Annotated in this window: 18 protein-coding genes; 10 read left to right on the top strand and 8 right to left on the bottom strand. The window is 71.9% G+C overall.

The window, feature by feature from the left end:
- Positions 1–8: 8 nt before the first annotated feature.
- Positions 9–260 (bottom strand): hypothetical protein, encoded by a 252-nt coding sequence (locus ABZS66_RS19965; protein WP_354759628.1) that lies wholly within the window; start codon positions 258–260, stop codon positions 9–11.
- Between the two features lie 151 nt (positions 261–411).
- A complete protein-coding gene (locus ABZS66_RS19960) occupies positions 412–675 on the bottom strand; it encodes a hypothetical protein (protein WP_259856062.1) in 264 nt (87 codons plus the stop codon).
- Between the two features lie 83 nt (positions 676–758).
- Between ABZS66_RS19960 and ABZS66_RS19955 the strand changes: the two genes are divergently transcribed.
- Complete coding sequence (locus ABZS66_RS19955) at positions 759–1,295, top strand: DUF309 domain-containing protein (RefSeq protein ID WP_354759625.1); 537 nt, start codon at positions 759–761, stop codon at positions 1,293–1,295.
- A 104-nt stretch (positions 1,296–1,399) separates the two neighbouring features.
- Here the strand turns inward: ABZS66_RS19955 and paaK are convergent, their stop codons facing one another.
- A complete protein-coding gene (paaK, locus tag ABZS66_RS19950) occupies positions 1,400–2,701 on the bottom strand; it encodes a phenylacetate--CoA ligase PaaK (RefSeq protein ID WP_354759623.1) in 1,302 nt (433 codons plus the stop codon).
- Between the two features lie 149 nt (positions 2,702–2,850).
- Here paaK and ABZS66_RS19945 point away from each other — a divergent pair, with 149 nt between their 5' ends.
- From ABZS66_RS19945 to ABZS66_RS19935, 3 genes are read left to right on the top strand one after another with little or no spacing between them, the layout of a single operon-like run.
- A complete protein-coding gene (locus ABZS66_RS19945) occupies positions 2,851–3,093 on the top strand; it encodes a hypothetical protein (RefSeq protein WP_354759621.1) in 243 nt (80 codons plus the stop codon).
- Positions 3,094–3,129: 36 nt separating this feature from the next.
- Positions 3,130–3,684 carry a TetR/AcrR family transcriptional regulator gene (locus tag ABZS66_RS19940; protein WP_354759619.1) on the top strand — a complete coding sequence of 185 codons (555 nt, stop codon included), beginning with the start codon at positions 3,130–3,132 and terminating at the stop codon, positions 3,682–3,684.
- A 14-nt stretch (positions 3,685–3,698) separates the two neighbouring features.
- Complete coding sequence (locus tag ABZS66_RS19935; protein ID WP_354759617.1) at positions 3,699–4,235, top strand: DUF4865 family protein; 537 nt, start codon at positions 3,699–3,701, stop codon at positions 4,233–4,235.
- Between the two features lie 8 nt (positions 4,236–4,243).
- Here the strand turns inward: ABZS66_RS19935 and ABZS66_RS19930 are convergent, their stop codons facing one another.
- Entirely contained in the window at positions 4,244–4,576 is a 333-nt protein-coding gene (locus tag ABZS66_RS19930; RefSeq protein WP_354759615.1) for an STAS domain-containing protein, read from the bottom strand.
- 124 nt (positions 4,577–4,700) lie between these two features.
- Between ABZS66_RS19930 and ABZS66_RS19925 the strand changes: the two genes are divergently transcribed.
- A complete protein-coding gene (locus tag ABZS66_RS19925; RefSeq protein ID WP_354759613.1) occupies positions 4,701–5,156 on the top strand; it encodes a response regulator in 456 nt (151 codons plus the stop codon).
- A gap of 5 nt (positions 5,157–5,161) precedes the next feature.
- On the opposite strand, the gene ABZS66_RS19920 is transcribed toward ABZS66_RS19925, so the two are convergent.
- Positions 5,162–6,565 (bottom strand): GH1 family beta-glucosidase, encoded by a 1,404-nt coding sequence (locus ABZS66_RS19920; protein ID WP_354759611.1) that lies wholly within the window; start codon positions 6,563–6,565, stop codon positions 5,162–5,164.
- 284 nt (positions 6,566–6,849) lie between these two features.
- On the opposite strand from ABZS66_RS19920, the gene ABZS66_RS19915 reads away from it, so the two are divergent.
- The 4 genes from ABZS66_RS19915 to ABZS66_RS19900 all read left to right on the top strand — a co-directional run bounded on the left by ABZS66_RS19915 (position 6,850) and on the right by ABZS66_RS19900 (position 14,086).
- Positions 6,850–10,335 (top strand): discoidin domain-containing protein, encoded by a 3,486-nt coding sequence (locus tag ABZS66_RS19915; RefSeq protein WP_354759609.1) that lies wholly within the window; start codon positions 6,850–6,852, stop codon positions 10,333–10,335.
- 82 nt (positions 10,336–10,417) lie between these two features.
- The gene (locus ABZS66_RS19910; RefSeq protein ID WP_354759696.1) at positions 10,418–11,452 is read left to right on the top strand and encodes a LacI family DNA-binding transcriptional regulator; all 1,035 of its coding nucleotides are present in this window, start codon (positions 10,418–10,420) and stop codon (positions 11,450–11,452) included.
- Positions 11,449–12,288, top strand: a complete 840-nt coding sequence (locus tag ABZS66_RS19905; protein ID WP_354759607.1) for an aminoglycoside phosphotransferase family protein — start codon at positions 11,449–11,451, stop codon at positions 12,286–12,288. The genes ABZS66_RS19910 and ABZS66_RS19905 overlap by 4 nt, the downstream gene beginning before the upstream one ends.
- A gap of 829 nt (positions 12,289–13,117) precedes the next feature.
- Entirely contained in the window at positions 13,118–14,086 is a 969-nt protein-coding gene (locus tag ABZS66_RS19900; RefSeq protein WP_354759605.1) for a DUF305 domain-containing protein, read from the top strand.
- On the opposite strand, the gene ABZS66_RS19895 is transcribed toward ABZS66_RS19900, so the two are convergent.
- The gene (locus ABZS66_RS19895) at positions 14,062–15,324 is read right to left on the bottom strand and encodes an MFS transporter (RefSeq protein WP_354759603.1); all 1,263 of its coding nucleotides are present in this window, start codon (positions 15,322–15,324) and stop codon (positions 14,062–14,064) included. The two genes, ABZS66_RS19900 and ABZS66_RS19895, sit on opposite strands and share 25 nt — an antisense overlap.
- A gap of 81 nt (positions 15,325–15,405) precedes the next feature.
- On the opposite strand from ABZS66_RS19895, the gene ABZS66_RS19890 reads away from it, so the two are divergent.
- Entirely contained in the window at positions 15,406–16,293 is an 888-nt protein-coding gene (locus ABZS66_RS19890; RefSeq protein ID WP_354759601.1) for a LysR family transcriptional regulator, read from the top strand.
- A 10-nt stretch (positions 16,294–16,303) separates the two neighbouring features.
- On the opposite strand, the gene ABZS66_RS19885 is transcribed toward ABZS66_RS19890, so the two are convergent.
- Both ABZS66_RS19885 and ABZS66_RS19880 read right to left on the bottom strand, forming a co-directional pair.
- Complete coding sequence (locus tag ABZS66_RS19885; RefSeq protein ID WP_354759599.1) at positions 16,304–17,527, bottom strand: epoxide hydrolase; 1,224 nt, start codon at positions 17,525–17,527, stop codon at positions 16,304–16,306.
- 513 nt (positions 17,528–18,040) lie between these two features.
- The gene (locus ABZS66_RS19880; protein WP_354759597.1) at positions 18,041–18,496 is read right to left on the bottom strand and encodes a MarR family transcriptional regulator; all 456 of its coding nucleotides are present in this window, start codon (positions 18,494–18,496) and stop codon (positions 18,041–18,043) included.
- Positions 18,497–18,749 lie beyond the last annotated feature (253 nt).

The raw sequence follows: 18,749 nt of genomic DNA, 5'->3' as shown, positions 1-18,749 counted from the left end.
AGTGGACATCACGAGCCCCCCGTCGTCGCGTGCCCGCCGGAGGTGCCGGTGTCACTGCTCGAATCGTCGGTGAGCTGCGGCCACGACGAGCCGCCGGAGGCGTCGTCCGTGGAGGTGACGGCCTGCTCGTTCCCGGTCTCCTGGTCCTCGGGGCGCGCCGCGTACGCCACCGTGGCCACCGCCAGCGTCCCGGCCACTCCCAGTGCTGCGAGCAGCCCCGTAATTCCCGTCGCGCGTCGTAGTCCGTGTTCCCGATCCACCCTGCGCCCCTTTCACTCGGCACGACCGAGTGTTCCGGCGCCGGCTCCGCGACCCTTGGCAACGGACTGGGAGACTCCTGGAAAGAGGGGTGCCCGAACGCAAGGAACCCGGGCGCCGAGGGGCGCCCGGGTCACCACCACCAGCAGAGGATCAGGGTTCCACGGGTCGGCGCAGGGAGTACGTGACCGCGTGCAGGCGGTGCGGCTGTCCGATGATCATCGCGGCCCGGTCGTAGGCCTGCCAGCCCTCGGCGCCGGCCCGGTTGAGGTGCCGGAGGTCGTTGAACCGCTCGTCCGTGCCCCAGCGCTGCACCCCGCCCGGGTGGTGGAACACGGCGTCCCAGTCTTCGAACTTGTCCGTGCCGAGCGTTCCCGCCGCACGGTACTCCAGTCGCGCGTACTCCCATTGCGTCACGCGTCCCATCATGCCGGACATCGAGCGCTGCCACCGTCCGGGGGCCTGCCGATGTGAGGAGCTCGTGACGTAGCGTGGGGAACGTGGAACGGGACCGGGATCTGAGCGGGAACGGCCGGGAGACGCGGGATCCGGACGAGCGCGGGCAGGCGGGGAACGGCTCGGAAATGCGCGATCGGGACGAGTTCGGGCGGGCGCGGAACGCACGGCCGCGGGACGGGCTCGGGCGGCCGTTGCCGCGGGGTGCCGCCGGGGTGCCCACCATGCCCGACGACCTCGGCGTGACCCCGGCGGAGGCGCTGGAGCAGGCCCAGCGGCTGCTCGACGCGGACCGGCCGTTCCACGCGCACGAGGTGTTGGAGGCGGCGTGGAAGGCCGCCCCGGAGCCCGAGCGGGAGCTGTGGCGCGGCCTCGCCCAGATCGCCGTCGGCGTGACCCACGCCCGGCGGGGCAACCCGACCGGCGCCGCGCGGCTGCTCGGGCGGGCGGCGGAGCGGCTGCGCGCGTACGCCGCCGACCCCCCGCACGGCATCGACATCGCCGGCCTGGTCCGCTTCTGTGCGACCGGCGAGGGCACGCCCCGCCTGCGGCTGGGGGAGAGCGCTCACCCGGCGGGCTAGGGCACCGCGCGAGCGCTGACACCGAAGCAAGCGGCGTCTGTCGATCACCCGGCGCATCCTGCCCACCGATCGGTCCACGCACCTCGCGGGCGCTGGCACCGGGGTCAGTGGCGTTCGTCGATCACTCGGCGCATCTTGCCCATCGAGCGTTCCACGCCGCCCGGGTTCAGGACCTGCACCTCCGCCGACACGCCGATCGTGTTCTTCACCAGTGCGCCGAGGCGGTCGGCGGCCGCCTCGGCCGTTTCGGGTGGCGTGTCGGTGCGGCGCTCCGCCAGTACCGTCAAGACATCCAACCGGTCCCGGCGGGACAGCACGCACTGGAAGTGCGGCGCCAGGGCCGGCTCGCGCAGGAGCAGCTCCTCGATCTGGGTTGGGAACACGTTCACCCCGCGCACGATCATCATGTCGTCGCTGCGGCCGGTCACCTTCTCCATCCGGCGCATCGTGCGGGCCGTTCCCGGCAGCAGGCGGGTCAGGTCGCGCGTGCGGTAGCGGATCACCGGCATCGCCTCCTTCGTCAGCGACGTGAAGACCAGCTCGCCGACCTCGCCGTCTGGCAGTGGCGCGCCCGTGAGCGGGTCCACGATCTCCGGGAAGAAGTGGTCCTCCCACACGTGCAGGCCGTCCTTCGTCTCCACGCACTCGTTCGCGACGCCGGGGCCCATCACCTCCGACAGGCCGTAGATGTCCACGGCGTGCATGTCGAGCCGGGCCTCGATCTCCGCGCGCATGTCGTTCGTCCACGGTTCGGCGCCGAGGATCCCGATCTGGAGCGCGCTCTCCCGCGGATCGAGGCCCTGGCGCTCCATCTCGTCGACGATCGCCAGGAGGTACGACGGCGTCACCATGATGACGTCCGGCCGGAAGTCCTGGATGAGCATGACCTGGCGCTCCGTCATGCCGCCGGACACCGGCACGACCGTGCAGCCGAGCCGCTCCGCGCCGTAGTGGGCGCCGAGGCCGCCGGTGAACAGGCCGTACCCGTAGGCGACGTGGACCACGTCGCCGGGCCGGCCGCCGGACGCCCGGATCGAGCGGGCCATGAGATCGGCCCAGGTGTCGACGTCGCGGCGGGTGTACCCGACGACGGTCGGTTTCCCGGTCGTTCCCGAGGAGGCGTGGACCCGGACCACCTCGGCGCGCGGGACCGCGAACATGCCGAACGGGTACCGCCGGCGCAGGTCGTCCTTGGTCGTGAACGGGAACCGCGCCAGGTCGGCCAGGTCGCGGCAGTCGTCGGGATGCACACCGGCGGCGTCGAACGCCTCCCGGTAGTGCGGCACGCTGCGGTACGCGTGCTGCAGGGTCTGGCGGAGGCGGGCGAGCTGCAGGGCGGTCAGCTCGTCGCGGGAGGCGGTCTCGATCGGCTCCAGGCCGGCGGGGTCAACGGTGACGTCGCGCACCTTTGCATCCTCCACCCCCAGCTCACGGCCTGCGTGCCCCGCGTCACCGCGGAATCAGCGGTGTGGATCTTTCTGAATCGATACAGTAGGGAGCGTCGGAAACACTCGGAAACACTCGGAAACACCAGGAACGAAGGAGCAAAGGAACCATGGAGACCGTTTCCCGCCGCGTGCGCGACGCTCTGACCAGCCGCGCCGGGGCCCGCAAGGCCCGCCGCCGCCTCGCTCGGGAGATCGCCGCGTACCGCACGCCGGCCGAGCGCCTCGAGCTCGACATGATCCTGTCGCGGCACACCGCCGAGCAGATCGCCGAGATCGACGAGATCCTCCGCGAGCAGTCGGCCGCCGAGCGCTCGACCCGCCACCACGCCCTGGTGGTGGATCAGACCTAGCTGTACCAGCGGGGCTGTACCTACTAGTATGTACGCGTGAACGCCGCTGACCGGCTCGTGACGAGCACCCAGGAGCTGCTCTGGGAGCGCGGGTACACCGGCACCAGCCCGCGGGCGATCCAGGAGCGGGCCGGTGCCGGCCAGGGCAGCATGTATCACCACTTCCGCGGCAAGCCCGACCTCGCGGCGGCCGCGATCCGGCGCACGGCCGCCGACCTGCGGGACCGCGCCGAGGCGTCGCTCGACACGCCCGGGACCGGCGTGGAGCGCGTCGCCGCTTACCTGCGCCGGTCCCGCGAGGTGCTCAAGGGCTGCCCGGTCGGCCGGCTCGCCCAGGATCCCGGCGTCGTCGACGACCCGGTGCTGCGCGAGCCGCTCGACGCCACGTTCACCTGGCTGCGCGGCCGGATCGCGGAGCTGCTCGCCGACGACCTGCCGCCCGGCGTCGACGCCGCGGCCACCGCCGCGACCGTGGTCGCGGCCCTGCAGGGCGGGTATGTGCTGGCCCGGGCGGCCGGCACCACCGAGCCGTTCGACCAGGCCGTCGCCGGGGTGCTCGGCCTGCTCACCGCTGTCGCCGGAAGGGCGTGACGAGCATGTATGCCATGCAGTACGAGCTGACGCTGCCGACCGACTACGACATGGCGATCATCCGGCACCGGGTGAAGACCCGCGGCCACGCGCTCGACGACCGGGCCGGGCTCGGCCTGAAGGCGTACCTCATCCGCGAGGCCGGCGTCGACGGCTCACCCGTCAACCAGTACGCGCCGTTCTACCTGTGGACGTCGGTGCCCGCGATGGCGCATTTCCTGGTCGGCGGCGGCGGGTTCGAGAACATCGTGCGCGACTTCGGCCGCCCGCCCGTTCACCACTGGACCGGCCTGACCACGCTCGCCGGCGCCGCGCGGGCACGGCCGCCGCGGTATGCGACCCGCCTGGTCGCCGACTACACGCCCGAGCTGACGCACCTCGCGAGCCACCCGCAGCTGCACACCGCCGCCGTCGCCGTCGACCCGCGCGACTGGCGCCTGGTCCGGTTCGCGCTGTGGGGCGACGAGATCCCCGACGGTGAACCGTTCACCGAGCGCTACGAGGTGCTGCACCTCTCGGCGCCGGAGCTGGCCGCGCTGCCGACGCCGTGAGCCAGGGCCTAACCCAGGGCCTCCGCCGCCGACTCGACCGTGTCGCACAGGCGGAACACCTGGTCGAGGCCGGTGATGCGGAACACCCGCCGGATGCGGTCCGGGCACACCACGGCGAGCGAGCCGCCCGTGTCGCGCACCCGGTTGTACGCGCCGATGAGCACGCCCAGCGTGGTGGAGTCCATGAACGTCACCGCCGAGAGGTCGATGACGAGCGTGCCGTCGCCCTCGTCGAGGGCGGTGTTGACGGTGCGGCGGAACTCCGCCGACGTGCTCACGTCGAGCTCCCCGTCGGCCGTGACGAGGCCGTGCCCGCCGACGGTCGAGATCGAGAACGCCATGCCCGCTCCGCTCCGGAAACGCTCGGATGCTCGGAAAACCAGTAGCACGGTAGCGTGCCGCTGCTGAGGGCGGGTGGCCGGGACACGTTACTGTGGGCGCTGACCTGGTAGCGGGAGGGCGACGATGAGCGAGACGGCCGGCGACGATCCGGCGGTGCCGATCGAGATCCTGCTCGTCGAGGACGATCCCGGTGACGTGCTCATCACGCGCGAGGCGTTCGAGGAGCACAAGGTCCGCAACCGGATCTCGGTGTGCACCGACGGCGCCGACGCGCTGCGGTTCCTGCGCCGGGAGCCGCCCCACGCCGCCGCGCCCCGGCCCGACATCCTGCTGCTCGACCTCAACCTGCCCGGCGTCGACGGCCGGGCCGTGCTCGCGGCGGTCCACGCCGACCCGCAGCTCAACGCCATCCCGGTGGTGGTGCTGACCAGCTCCACCGCCGAGGAGGACGTGCTGCGCAGCCAGGAGCTGCGGGTCGACACGTACATCCGCAAGCCCGTCGACTTCGCGAGCCTCATGCACGTGGTGCGCCGGATCGAGACGTTCTACATCAGCGTCCGGCGCAGCCTCAGCGCTTAGACCGCCTACACAGCCTCGATCGCGCCGCGGGCGATCGCCGCGCGGTACCAGTGACCGCTCGCCTTGACGGTCCGCTCGAGCGTGTCGTAGTCGACGTGGATCAGCCCGAAGCGGCGGCTGAACCCGAACGCCCACTCGAAGTTGTCGAGCAGCGACCACACGAAGTACCCCCGGAGATCCACCCCCGTCGAAATCGCCTCGTGGACCGCGGCAAGGTGCCCGCGCAGGTACGCGATGCGCTCCGGGTCGTCGATGCCGCCGTCGGGCCCGACCCGGTCCTCGTAGGCGGCGCCGTTCTCGGTGACGTACAGCGGCCGGTCGCCGTAGTCGCGGCGGATGCGCAGCAGCAGGTCCCGCAGCCCGGTCGGGTCGACCGACCAGCCCATGTGCGTGACGGGCCCGGGCGTCGGGTGGAACCGCACGCCCTGCGCGGTCGGGTACGGGGTGCCGTGGTCGAGCTCGCCGGCGGGGGCCGCGCTGACCAGGTCCGGCTGGTAGTAGTTCACGCAGATCGCGTCGACCGGCGCGGAGATCGCGGCCAGGTCGCCGGGGCGGACGAAGTGCCAGTCGGTGAGCTGTTCGGTGTCGCGCAGCACGTCGGCCGGGTAGGCCCCGCGCAGGATCGGGTCGAAGAAGATCCGGTTCAGCAGGCCGTCGATCCGGCGGGCGGCGTCCACGTCGCCCGGATCGTCGGTCAGCGGGCGTACCGCGCCGGCGTTGAGCGCCACCGACACCTGCCCGGTCACGCCCGCGTCGCGCAGCGCGGCGACGGCCAGGCCGTGACCGAGCAGCAGGTGGTGGGTCGCGGTGAGCGCGCCGACGTGGCCGCGCCGGCCGGGCGCGTGCCCGCCGGTGCCGTAGCCGAGGAACGCCGAGCACCAGGGCTCGTTCAGCGTGTTCCACAGCGCCACCCGGTCGCCGAGCCGCGCCGCGACGACGGCGGCGTAGTCGGCGAAGCGCAGCGCGGTGTCCCGGTTCGTCCAGCCGCCGGCGTCCTCGAGCTCCTGCGGCAGGTCCCAGTGGTACAGCGTCGCGACCGGCCGGACGCCCGCGCCGAGGAGCTCGTCGACGAGCCGGTCGTAGAACCCGAGGCCGGCCTCGTTGACGCCGTGCCCGCCGGCCGGGCGGATCCGCGGCCAGGCGATCGAGAAGCGGTACGCCGACAGGCCGAGCGAGGCCATCAGCCCGACGTCCTCGCGGTAGCGCGTGTAGTGGCCGGTCGTGTGCGTGCCGGTGTCGCCGTTGTCGATCCGGCCGGGCTGGGCCGAGAACGTGTCCCAGATCGACGGGGTGCGACCGTCGGCGTCCACGGACCCCTCGATCTGGTACGCCGCCGTCGCCGCGCCCCACCAGAAGGTCGACGGAAAGGTCAGCAGACCCTCCGTGGTCCGTACCGCCGTCGTGCTCACAACCACCACTCCCCGTGCCCCTGAAGGTGAACCGGACAATAAGAACGGCTGGAGAGCGCTCTCCGAGCCGTGTGACCAGACTGCGGCGTCGCGGGCCGGGGTGTCAAGGTCCAGGGTCGCGCAGATCCCCAGGTACCAGATGAAAATGGGTCAAAAGATCTTGCCAAAGACATCGGCACTCTTGACATGCGGGAAACGGCGGAGCAAGACTGCGACCAATTGGAGAGCGCTCTCCAACTCCCGCCAGCCGCGCTCTCCCACACCCCTCAGCTAGGAGCCCCCGAGTGCAACCGGCCCTTCATCTCCGCGGGCGGCCCGCCGCCTGGCGCGGACCGACCAAGTGGCGGATCCTCCTGCTCGCCGCCATCGCCCTCGCCGTCGTCGCCGCCGTGGCCGTCGTGGTCGCGCCGCTCGCCCGCGCCGCCGACAGCCTGATCTCGCAAGGCAAGCCCGTCACCGCATCCTCGATCCAGGCCGACGACGTCGCCGCCAGCTTCGTCAACGACGGCAACGCGGGCACCCGCTGGGGCAGCCAGTGGAGCGACCCGCAATGGATCCGCATCGACCTCGGCGCGCCCGCCACCATCAGCCAGGTCGAACTGCAGTGGGAGGGCGCGTACGGCAAGTCGTTCCAGATCCAGACGTCCACCGATGACCAGAACTGGACGAACGTCTATTCCACCACCACCGGCACCGGTGGCACGCAGACGATCAACGTGACCGGCAGCGGCCGCTACGTGCGCATGTACGGCACGGTGCGCGGCTCCGGCTACGGCTACTCCCTCTACGAGTTCAAGGTCTACGGCTCGTTCGACGGCGGCACCGGGAACCCGGGCACCTGCGGTACCACCAATGCCGCCCAGGGCAGGACGGCCACGGCGTCGTCGGCGGAGGGCGCGGACACCGTCGCCGCCAACGCGGTCGACGGCAACGCGGGCACCCGCTGGGGCAGCCAGTTCTCCGACCCCCAGTGGATCCAGGTCGACCTCGGCAGCACCCAGTCGATCTGCCAGGTCGTGCTGCAGTGGGAGGCCGCCTACGGCAAGTCGTTCCAGATTCAGACGTCGACCAATGGCACGTCATGGACGGACATCTACTCCACCAGCAGCGGCACCGGCGGCACGCAGACGCTGAACATCACCGGCAGCGGCCGCTACGTGCGCATGTACGGCACCGCGCGGCCCGGCGGCTACGGGTACTCGCTGTGGGAGTTCAAGGTCTTCACCGGAGGCGGCCCGACGGGCTCGCCGAGCGCCAGCGTCTCGCCGAGCACGTCCACCCCGCCGACGCAGGAGCCCGGCTGGACCACGGTCTGGAGCGAGAACTTCGACGGCGCGGCGAACACCTCGCCGTCCGCCGCCAACTGGATCATGCGCACGGGAACGCAGTTCCCGGGCGGCGCGGCGAACTGGGGGACCGGCGAGGTCGAGACCGCCAGCAACTCGACCGCCAACGTGTACCTCGACGGTGCCGGCAAGCTGAACATCAAGGCGATCCGTGACGGCGCTGGAAACTGGACCTCCGGCCGGTTGGAGACGCAGCGCACCGATTTCCAGGCCGCTCCCGGCGAGCAGGTGAGGTTCACCGCGCTCATCAAGCAGCCCGACGTCGCCAACGCCGACGGGTACTGGCCGGCGTTCCGGGCCACCGGCGCCGCGTACCGCAACAACTGGAACAACTGGCCGGGCGTCGGCGAGACCGACATCATGATGGACGTCAACGGCCGCAGCCAGCTGTCGCAGACCCTGCACTGCGGCACCGCGCCCGACGGGCCGTGCGGCGAGTACAACGGCCGCACCTCCGGCCTCGCGTCGTGCGTCGGCTGCCAGACCGGCTACCACGAGTACACCCAGGTCATCGACCGCACCAAGACCGACGAGGAGATCCGCTTCTACCTCGACGGCAAGCAGTCGTGGGTCGTGCGGGAGAGCCAGGTCGGCGTCACCGCCTGGCAGGCGGCCGTCCAGCACGGCTTCTACCTGCGCTTCGACCTTTCGATGGGCGGCTCGCTGCCCAACGCGATCGCCGGCTACACCACGCCGACGCCGGACACGACGTCGGGCGGCGTGCTCTCCGTCGACTCCGTCACCGTTTCCAAGGCCACGGGAACCGTTCCCGCCGCGATGACCGACCCGGCGACGCCGACCGGTCCGAGCGTGGTGCGCGTCACCGGATCGCAGGGCAACTGGCAGTTGCAGGTCAACGGGGCCAACTGGGAGGTCAAGGGCCTGACCTACGGCCCGCCGCAGGCCGCCGCCGACGGGTACATGCGCGACCTGAAGAACATGGGCGTCAACACGATCCGCACGTGGGGCGTCGACGACGCCAACACGCCGACGCTGCTCAACCGGGCCGCGCAGCAGGGGATGAAGGTGATCGTCGGGCACTGGCTGAACCAGGGCGCCGACTACGTCAACGACACCACCTACAAGAACAACACCAAGACCGAGATCGTGAACCGGGTCAACACCCTGAAGAACCACCCGGGCGTGCTCATGTGGGACGTCGGCAACGAGGTCATCCTCACGATGCAGGACCACGGCCTGTCCGCGGCCGACGTCGAGGCGCGGCGCGTCGCCTACGCCAAGTACGTCAACGAGCTGGCGATCGCGATCCACGCCGCCGACCCGAACCACCCGGTGACATCGACGGACGCCTACACCGGCGCCTGGCCGTACTACAAGAACAACGCCCCGGCCCTGGACCTGCTCGCCGTCAACTCCTACGGCGCGATCGGCAACATCAAGCAGGACTGGATCAACGGCGGGTACACCAAGCCGTACGTGGTCACCGAGGCCGGCCCGTCCGGCGAGTGGGAGGTCCCCAACGACGTCAACGGGGTGCCGAACGAGCCGACCGACCTGCAGAAGCGCGACGGCTACACGGCCAGCTGGAACGCGATCAAGTCGCACCCGGGCGTCGCCCTCGGCGCGACCGAGTTCCACTACGGCCTGGAGAACGACTTCGGCGGCGTGTGGCTCAACACGTACCCCGGGGGCTGGCGGCGGCTCGGCTACGGTGCGCTGAAGCAGGCGTACACCGGAACCCCCCTCGCCAACACCGCACCGCAGGTCACCAGCATGACGGTCAGCAACCAGACGGCGGTGCCGGCCGGCAGCACGTTCACCGTGAACGTCGCCGCCACCGACCCGAACGGTGACGCGATCCGCTACAACCTGATGTACAGCGACAAGTACATCAGCGGCGGCACCGGCTTCCGCAACGTCGTGTTCACGCAGAACGGCAGCACGTTCACGGCTCGCGCGCCCGAAACGCTCGGCGTGTGGAAGGTCTACGTCTACGCGTTCGACGGCCAGGGCAACGTCGGCATCGAGACCCGCTCGTTCCGGGTCGTCCCGCCGTCGATCCCGGGCACGAACATCGCGCTGAACAAGACGGCGACGGCCTCGTCGTACCAGCCGACCGGGACCAACGGCCCGCAGCTGCCCTCCTACGCCGTGGACGGCAACTACGGCACCCGGTGGGCCAGCGAGTGGCTGGCGACGGCGTGGATCCAGGTCGACCTGGGCTCCAAGCAGACGTTCAACAAGGTGTTCCTGGCCTGGGAGGCGGCGTACGCGACCGGCTACCAGATCCAGACCTCGGACGACGGCAGCAATTGGACCACGATCTGGTCGACGACGACCGGCAACGGCGGCTTCGACGACGTCAACGTCAACGGCAACGCACGCTACGTGAGGATCAACGGTACCGCTCGCGCGACCACGTATGGTTACTCGCTGTGGGAGTTCGGGGTGTACCGCTCGTAGGTTCTGCTGCTGGGAACGCGCTCTCCAGGGTGTTGACGACCTTGGAGAGCGCTTTCCGCGCTCGTGCTATAAACGGCGCGTGATGAACGACAAACGCCGCCCAACCCTCGAAGACGTCGCGGCCGCCGCCGGGGTGTCCCGGGCGACCGTGTCGCGCGTCATCAACGGGGTGCGCAACGTGGACCCGACCCTGCACGAGATCGTGTGGGCGGCCGTCGGCCAGACCGGCTACGTCCCCAACCGTGCGGCCCGCTCGCTGGTCACCCGCCGCAGCGGCACGATCGCGCTGGTCGTCTCCGACGCGGTGACGCACGACGACGACCCGTTCATGGGCCGGTTCTTCGCCGACCCGTACTTCGGCCGCGTGGTCGGCGGGATGATGAGCGTGCTGCGGCCCAAGGGCATCCAGCTCGCCCTGCAGATCGTCGGCACCGACGAGGCCCGCAACCGGCTCGTCGGCGACCTCGGCCAGGGCCAGGCCGACGGCGCCGTGGTGCTCTCGCTGCACCCCGACGACGTCCTGCCGGGCTACATGTTCGAGGCGGGCGTCGCCGCGGCCCTGATCGGCCGCCCCGCCCACCCGCTGCCGATCTGCTACGTCGACGTGGCCAACGACGCCGGCGGCGCGCTCGCCGCCGAGCGCCTGGTCGCCCAGGGCTGCCGCCGCCCGGCGATGATCACCGGCCCCGACCACGTGCCCGCCAGCCAGGACCGCCTCACCGGCTTCCGCCAGGCGCTCGCCCGCCACGGCCACGCCTACTTCCCGACGATCGAGGGGGGTTTCACGTACCGCTCGGGCGAACAGGCCGCCCGCGAGCTGCTCGACCTGCACCCGGAGACCGACGGGGTGTTCGTGGCCAACGACCTCATGGCCCAGGGCGTCCTGGCGATCCTGCAGCACGACGGCCGGCGCGTCCCCGACGACGTGCGGGTGGTCGGCTTCGACGACAGCAGCGCCGCCCTCGACTCCCGCCCGGCCCTGACCACGGTCCGCCACCCCCTGGAGGACATGGCGGCGCGGGCGGCGACGATGGTCCTGGACCGCGTCGACACCCCGTCGATGCGCGTCGAGTCGGTCATCTTCGACCCCGAACTGGTCGTCCGCGAGTCGGGGTGATCACGCCTTCGCTGGTCCGCCGCCTGCTCGCCGCCCAGCACCCGGACCTCGACGGTCCGGTCCGCCTGGTGGCGTCGGGCTGGGACAACGACATCTATCGCCTGGGCTCGTCGCTGAGCGTCCGCCTGCCCCGCCGCATCGAGGCGGTCTCGCTGATGCACAACGAGCAGCGCTGGCTTCCGCTGCTGCGCCCGGTGCTGCCGGTGGCGGTTCCGGATCTGGTACGGCTGGGATCGCCGGACGCCGACTTTCCGTGGCCGTGGAGCGTCAACACCTGGCTGCCGGGCTCGCCGGCGACGACGGTCCCGGTGCCGGCGCGGCTGGCCTTCGCCGCGCAGCTGGCGTCGTTCATGACCGCACTGCACGTGCCGGCCCCGGCCTCCGCGCCGCGGAACCCGGTCCGGGGCGTGCCGCTGTCGACCCGTTCGCCGGCGATGGAGCGCCGCTTCGCGACCGGCCGCGTGCCGCTCGCCTTGCGTCCACTGTGGAACGATCTGGTCCGGGTCCCGGCCTGGGACGGCCCGCCGCTGTGGGTCCACGGCGACCCGCATCCGGCGAACCTGCTGGTCGGCGCCGATGGTCTCCTGTCGGGCGTGGTGGACTTCGGTGACCTGACGGCGGGTGACCCGGCCACGGACCTGGCGGCCGCGTGGCTGGTCTTCGACGCGCCGGCCCGGGCGGTGTTCCGCGGCGGCCTGGACGTCGACGAGGCGACGTGGGAACGGGCGAGGGGCTGGGCGCTGAACATCGGCGCCGCAATAGCGGCCGACGTGGACCCGACGCCTGAGATGGCGGCCATCGCGCACCACGCGCTGCACGAGGTCGAGCTCCCGTAGCCCGCTTCGCGCCGGTCCTCCCACGCTCCTACCTGTGTGCGGCGCCGTTTCCCGGGGCGTGGCCCTGCCCGGCCGCCGCCCGGAGGTCCGCGTCGTCATCGGGATGGGGTTAGGAGAGCGCTCTCCGGACGACCGTTCCCTTGGTGGAGGCTCTGCTTGGGCTTGGTGGAGGCTCTGCATGGGCTCGATCCGTGCGTTTGGGCTGGATGCCTTGTGCCTGAACGGCATCCGGCTTCCCGGCCCGAAGATCAGATTTCCGCATCGCGGGGCCTCCGGACGGTTGACACCCCTTTCGTCAGGCGGGAGACTCTGGTTGCGGAGAGCGCTCTCCAATGGGTCGGGTGCCGGCGGAAAGCGCGATCCGTGGCGGCCGGCCACGCGAAGCAGTGGGATCGACGGGGGCAGGCCGGGCCGCCTGACCGGGTACAACGGGGAACGGTCGCTCGGGTTGGTCGTCCAGGCGGGGGCTGCCCGAGCCGGTCGTCGCGGCGGTCGTTTCCGCGAGCCGCCGCGGCCGGTCAGGAGCGACATCCGGGCTGAGGAACGGATGTTCCGCCAGTCGCAGTGGCAAGGCGGTGACCGGGTTGGGGTCCCCGCCACCGGGAGCGTCGTCTCCCGTGCGCCGATCCTGCGGTTGCGGGGACGACCTAGCTCTGGGCGCCTGCGTCCCCGCAACCGCCGGACCGGCTCGTCGCCCGGAAGGAGCCCCTCCGTGCACCGTCGACCGCCATCGACGCCACCACCATTCACCGCGTCGCTGCCACCGCCCGCCCACCGGCCAGACACGCCAAGCCCCACCCACGCCACAGCGCAAGCCACGCCGCGCGGCGTGGACGTGTTGCGCGGCCCGCGCGCATTGTGCGTGTTGCGTCCCGTGCAGGTGTTGCGCGCGTTGCGCGGCCCGCACGCATTGCAGGGCCCGCAGGCATTGCAGGGCGTGCAGGCGTTGGGCCCCGTGCGCGCGTTGCGCGGTGTACGCGCATTGCGCGCGTTGCACGGCCCGCAGGCATTGCGCGGCTTGCGCGCGTTGCGCCCCGTGCACGTGTTGCGCGCGTTGCGCGGCCCGCGCGCATTGCAGGGCCCGCGCGCATTGCAGGGCGTGCAGGCGTCGCGCCCCGTGCGCGCGTTGCGCGGCGCGCAGGCGAGGCGCCGTCGGTTGCCGTTGCGCAGCCCGTGGACGACGAGCGGCGCAAACATCACGCGCAGCCCGCGGGCAACGCGCCGCTCGTGGGCGGCGACCGTGTCGCTGGCGCTCGTCGTCGGGTTCGGGCTGTTCCTCGGTGCGGCCGGTTGTGCGGCCGCCCCCGCCGAACCCCCGGCCGCGCCGGCCACGCCGGCCGCCTCGACGGTCGCGGTGACGGAGTTCGGCGGTACCGATCTGGCCTGGATCGAGCTCATGATCCCGATGGACGAGCAGCTCCTGCCGGTCCTGGACCTGTTGACACAGCGCGCCGCCGATCCGGGGCTGGCGCGGGCGGCGGGGGAGCTGCGGGCCGTGTACGACGCCGAGCTCCCCAAGCTTCGCGCCCTCGGCCAGCAGGCCGGCATCCCCGCCGAGAACCCGCACAAGGGCCACAAGATGCCCGGCCTCGTCGACGCGGACCGGCTTGCCGCCATCGGGGCCGCCCGCGGTACCGAATTCGATCAGAAAGCGACTGAGTGCCTCCGCGAGCATCTCGACCAGCTGGCCAGCCTCGCGAAGTCGGAGCTGCAGAACGGCACCAGCCCCGCGGTGAAGGCCCTCGCCCGGTCGGTGGCCGACACCCGCACCGCCTACAGTGCCCGGTTCAGAGCCTGACGGCGCAGCAGGAGGCGGGCCGCGCCCGCGATCACCAGGATCACCGCCGCCGCGAAGCCCAGCAGGGCCACGCGCGGGCTGACCAGCTGCGTCGCGATCCCGAGGCCGAGGACCGGGACGGCCAGCCCGAGGTACCCCCCGAGGAACAGGCCAGCAAGCGCCTCACCGCGCACGGCGGGAGGGGCCAGATCCACCGCTGTCGAGATCGCGCCCTTCAGCAGGGCGCCGGCGCCGCCGCCCGCCACGATGCCGCCGGCCAGGAACACGGCCAGGCTGGTGCCCCACACGCCCGCCGTGACGGTCACCAGCCCGAGCGCCATCAGCGTCAGGCCGGTCATGAGCTGGCGGCGGATCGGCTGGCGGCGCAGCAGCACCTGCACAACGGCGCCGCTCGCGAACACCAGCGACGCGACCAGACCGGCGAGTGCGCGCGACGGGTGGTGCAGTGTGCCGGAAACGAACGACGGCGCGAGCGACGTGAACAGTCCGAGCACCGACAGCGCCGCGAACGCGCCGGCCGCGGCCGCGAAGTAGCGCGGGCGGGTCGCCGCGGGAACGTTGACACGCTGCGGGCGGTACCGCCGCGGAAACGCGTCCACCGTCTCGGGAACGAGGGAAACGGCGAGCGCCGCGAGCAGCAGCAGCGCCAGGAAGACGAGGTACGGCGTGCGCAGCGGCGCGCTCACGTACTGCGCGAGCACGCCGGCGACCACCGGGCCGAACGCGAAGCCGCCCAGGTTGGCGACCGTGGACACCAGGTCGGCGCGGGCGCGGCCGGCGCCGGGACGCGCGGCGGTGTGCAGTTCGGACAGGTGCGCGGTCGCGGTGGCGGTGATCATGCCGATGCCCAGGCCGGACAGCACGCGGGCGACGATGACGACGCCGAGCGACGTCGACGTGATGAACAGTGTCGCCGCGATCGCCTCCAGCAGTACCGCCGGGAGAAGAATCCGGCGCCGGCCCAGCCAGTCGGAAACGTGTCCCGCGAGGAACAGGCTGGTCACGACGCCGACCGCGTACGCCGCGAACGCGATCGTCACCGCGATCGTGGAGTACCCGTCGTGACGCTGGTAGAGCGCCCAGAGCGGGGTCGGCACGACGGTGAACGCGAGCGACACCGCGAACGCGAACGCGATCGCCCAGAACCCCTGCTCGTGGCTGAGGCCCCGGACGCCGCGGCGCGCGGGAACGGCCCGGTGCCGGGTGGGCCGGGCGACGGACGGCAGTACCGAAGTCATGGCTGCACTGTCCCTCGCGAGCATCAGCACCAACCACGAATCTTCGTGCTGGCCACCATCACGATCTGCGATAGTTCACTGATGGAGCTGAGGCATCTCGTGTACTTCGTGAGCGTCGCGGAGGAGCGCAGTTTCACGCGGGCGGCGGAGCGGCTCCGCGTCGTGCAGTCCGGCGTGTCCGCCGCCGTGCGCGGCCTGGAGCGTGAGCTCGGCGTGCAGCTTTTTGAGCGAAGTTCGCAGCGGGTGGTGCTCACGGACGCGGGAACGGCGCTCCTGCCCGCGGCCAGGGCCACGATCGACGCCGCGCAGGCCGCCCGCGACGCCGTCGACGAGGTGCGCGGTGGGCTGCGTGGCACGCTGCGCATCGGCACGCTGACCTCGGTCGGTTTCGTCGACCTGCCTGCTCTGCTGGGCCGGTTCCACGCCGAGCACCCGCACGTCGACCTGCGACTGCGCACCGCGACCAGAGGCTCCGCCGGCCTGGCCGACGCGCTGCTCGACGGCGAGCTCGACGTCGCGTTCCTGTCCCTCTCCGGTCACCCACCGGCCGGCCTGTCGACGCGCACGCTCGTCGCCGAGCCGATTGTGGCGGTACTGCCGGCGTCCCATCCGCTCGCCGAGCGCGAGACGGTGTCGCTGGCGGACCTGGCCGGCGAGCCGTTCGTGGACTCGCCGCTCGGGTACGGCAACCGCACCGAGGTCGACCGCGGGTTCGCCGCCGCCGGCCTGCAGCGCCGCGTGGCGTTGGAGGTCGCCGACATCGCGACCGTTCCGCACTACGTCGGGCACGGCCTCGGCGTCGCGCTGATCCCGCGTTTCGCGGTCCGGCCCGGCTCGGACCTCGCGCTCCGCCCGGTGGCCGGCACCCGGCTGAACTGGACGTTCGACGTGGCGACCGCGTCCGCCCGCCGCCCGAGCGCCGCGGTCCGGGCGCTGCTCCGCCTCGTCGACGCCCACCGCCGCCCCTGACGAGCGGCGGTCAGCGGCGGCCGCGGAACGTGCGGCGCAGGTCGTCGATCCACGCGTCGGGGGCCTCCCACGGGATGAAATGCCCGCCGCGGTCGTGGGCAGTGAGGTTCACCAGGTTGTACCAAGGTGCGCGATCGCTCGCCAGGAAATGCCGCACCCGCTCATCCGTGGTGACGCCCGGCGGGTTCTCGAAGCCGACGAACGTGATCCCGGTCGGCGCCTCCACGACCGGCTGCCGATCGTGCGAGGGCGTCCACGGGTAGCGGTTGTTGTTCGAGTACGTCCGGATCGACCTGCCGATCGAGTTCCCGGCCCAGAAGATCGTCGCGTGCGTGAGCAGGTCGTCCTTGGTGAACACCGACTCGATGTCGTCGCCGTTGTCGCTCCACGCCACCCACCGCTGGAGGATCCAGGCGAGCATCCCGGCGGGGGAGTCCGACAGCCCGTAGGAGACCGTGCTCGGGTCGAGCACGTGCGCCGCCAGGTGCACCGCGAACCGCTTGTCCAGCGCCATGACCTGCGCGTGTACCTCAGCCGGCAGGCCGTCGGGGATCGGCCGGCCGCCGCTCAGGTCCCAGGCGCGGTCCCCGGTGAACAGCGTGAGCTTCTGGCCGGAGCCGATGTGGATGCCGTACAGCCGGTCCGCGTACTTGTGCCCGAGCTGCCCGGTCACCAGTGCACCGACGTCACATCCGGCCGCCGCGTACCGTTCGTTTCCGAGCGTTTCCGTCATCAGCGTGTGCAGTACGTCGGCGACTTTCCAGAAGTTCATGTCCGGTTGGCGCAGCGGCGTGGAGAAGCCGAACCCGGGAAACGACGGGACGATGACGTCGAACGCCTCCGCCGGGTCCTGTCCGAACGCGCCCGGGTCGGCGAGCCGGTCGACGACTTTCGACCAGTGCCAGAACGTCCACGGCCAGCCGTGCGTCAGGATCAGCGGCGTCGGCGCCGGCCCCACGCCGGCCCGGCGCATGAAGTGGACCGGAACGCCGTCGACGTCAACACGGTAGTGCTCGTACGCGTTGATCGCCGCCTCGGCCTTGCGCCAGTCGTAGGCGGTGTGCCAGTACCGGACGAGCTCCCGCAGGTAGTCACCGTTGACGCCGTAGTACCAGTCGTCGTTCCCGGCGTCGTCCGGGAACCGAGTCAGTTCGAGCCGCCGCCGCAGATCACTCAGGACCTCGTCGGAAACGTGGATCGGCGTGGGAACCAACGGAAACGCGCCGTCGCTCACGGCTTCAACTCCTTGGCGTCGATGTGGTCAGTTCGATGCGTGCAGAGGGCGGGCATTCCACGACGCCGGCGGCGGCCGTGGGCGGCGATGGCCGTGGGCGGCGATGGCCGTGGGCGGCGATGGCCGTGGGCGGCAGCGGCTGCGGTGGCGCTGGGTGGGAGCGGCCAGCGGTGGCCATCGGTGGCGAAGTCGCGGGTGACAGCGGTGGCTGTGGATGGCTGTGTCCGTGGGCGGCGGTCGCACTGGTTGGCAGCGGCGGCGATGGCGCTGGGCGGCAGCGGCCGGCGGTGGCCGTGGGCGGCGATGGCCGCGGGTGGGAGCGGCTGCGGTGGCACTGGGTGGGAGCGGTGGCGGTGGCACTGGGTGGGAGCGGTGGCGGTGGCGGTGGCACTGGGTGGCGATGGTCGTTGGTGGCAGCGGCCGTCGGTGGCAGCGGCCGTGGGTGGCAGCGGCGGCGATGGCGGAGGGTGGCATTGGCGTCAGCGGCCACGGGGCCAGGGGCGCGGTCGTGGCCTACGGGGCGGGCGGTGCGGAGCGGTGCGTGGTGGGCGGTGCGCTGAGCTCGACCAGGTGGGCCAGGGCTGGCAGGGCGGCCGCGATGGCTTCCTGTTCGGCCGGGGTGAGTCGCTCGGCGAGCGCGGTGAGGCGGCGGATGCGTTCGTCGCGGCGGCCGTCGATGACCGCGGTGCCGGCCGGGGTCGGGTGGACCAGGATCGCGCGGCCGTCGGTGGGGTCGGGCTCGCGGCGTACCAGGCCCTCGCGCTCCAGCTTGGTGACGATCTGCGTGATCGCGGACTGGGTGACCTGCTCGGTGGCGGTCAGCTCGGTCAGGCGCTTCGGGCCGCGGGTGGACAGGGTGTGCAGGACCGACAGGGTGGTGAAGCTCAGGCGCTGGGCCGCGGGGAGCCGGATCGACATCCGGGTGAACTCCTCCAGGACCCGCGTCAGCTCAGTGATGCGCAGTGTCACGCGATGAAGTATGACAGAAACTTAAGTAAGTTTCTCAAGTAAATTCCGGGGCAGGCCACCGCCGGCGGGCTTGCGGCGGGGGAGGCCAGTTCGAGGCGTGCGGCTGCTTGCGGAGCCTGGGCCGCGGTCAGGACGGCGGTGGAGCCCGGGCCGCGGTGAGAGGTGGCCGCGGGCAAGGCCGGCTCGCGAGGCATGACGGCGGCCGCGGAGCCCAGGCCGCGGTGGGGGAGGCCGGCTCGACGTGCGAGGGCGG

This window comes from Dactylosporangium sp. NPDC005572, assembly GCF_040605515.1.
Lineage (GTDB): Bacteria > Actinomycetota > Actinomycetes > Mycobacteriales > Micromonosporaceae > Dactylosporangium.
This window is presented reverse-complemented; position numbering and strand designations above follow the sequence as displayed.

Coding starts and splice junctions, on each gene's coding strand:
- ABZS66_RS19925 (WP_354759613.1), top strand. CDS start 4,701: ATGAGCGAGACGGCCGGCGACGATCCGGCGGTGCCGATCGAGATCCTG.
- ABZS66_RS19890 (WP_354759601.1), top strand. CDS start 15,406: ATGGAGCTGAGGCATCTCGTGTACTTCGTGAGCGTCGCGGAGGAGCGC.
- ABZS66_RS19945 (WP_354759621.1), top strand. CDS start 2,851: ATGGAGACCGTTTCCCGCCGCGTGCGCGACGCTCTGACCAGCCGCGCC.
- ABZS66_RS19930 (WP_354759615.1), bottom strand. CDS start 4,576: ATGGCGTTCTCGATCTCGACCGTCGGCGGGCACGGCCTCGTCACGGCC.
- ABZS66_RS19935 (WP_354759617.1), top strand. CDS start 3,699: ATGCAGTACGAGCTGACGCTGCCGACCGACTACGACATGGCGATCATC.
- ABZS66_RS19895 (WP_354759603.1), bottom strand. CDS start 15,324: ATGACTTCGGTACTGCCGTCCGTCGCCCGGCCCACCCGGCACCGGGCC.
- ABZS66_RS19910 (WP_354759696.1), top strand. CDS start 10,418: ATGAACGACAAACGCCGCCCAACCCTCGAAGACGTCGCGGCCGCCGCC.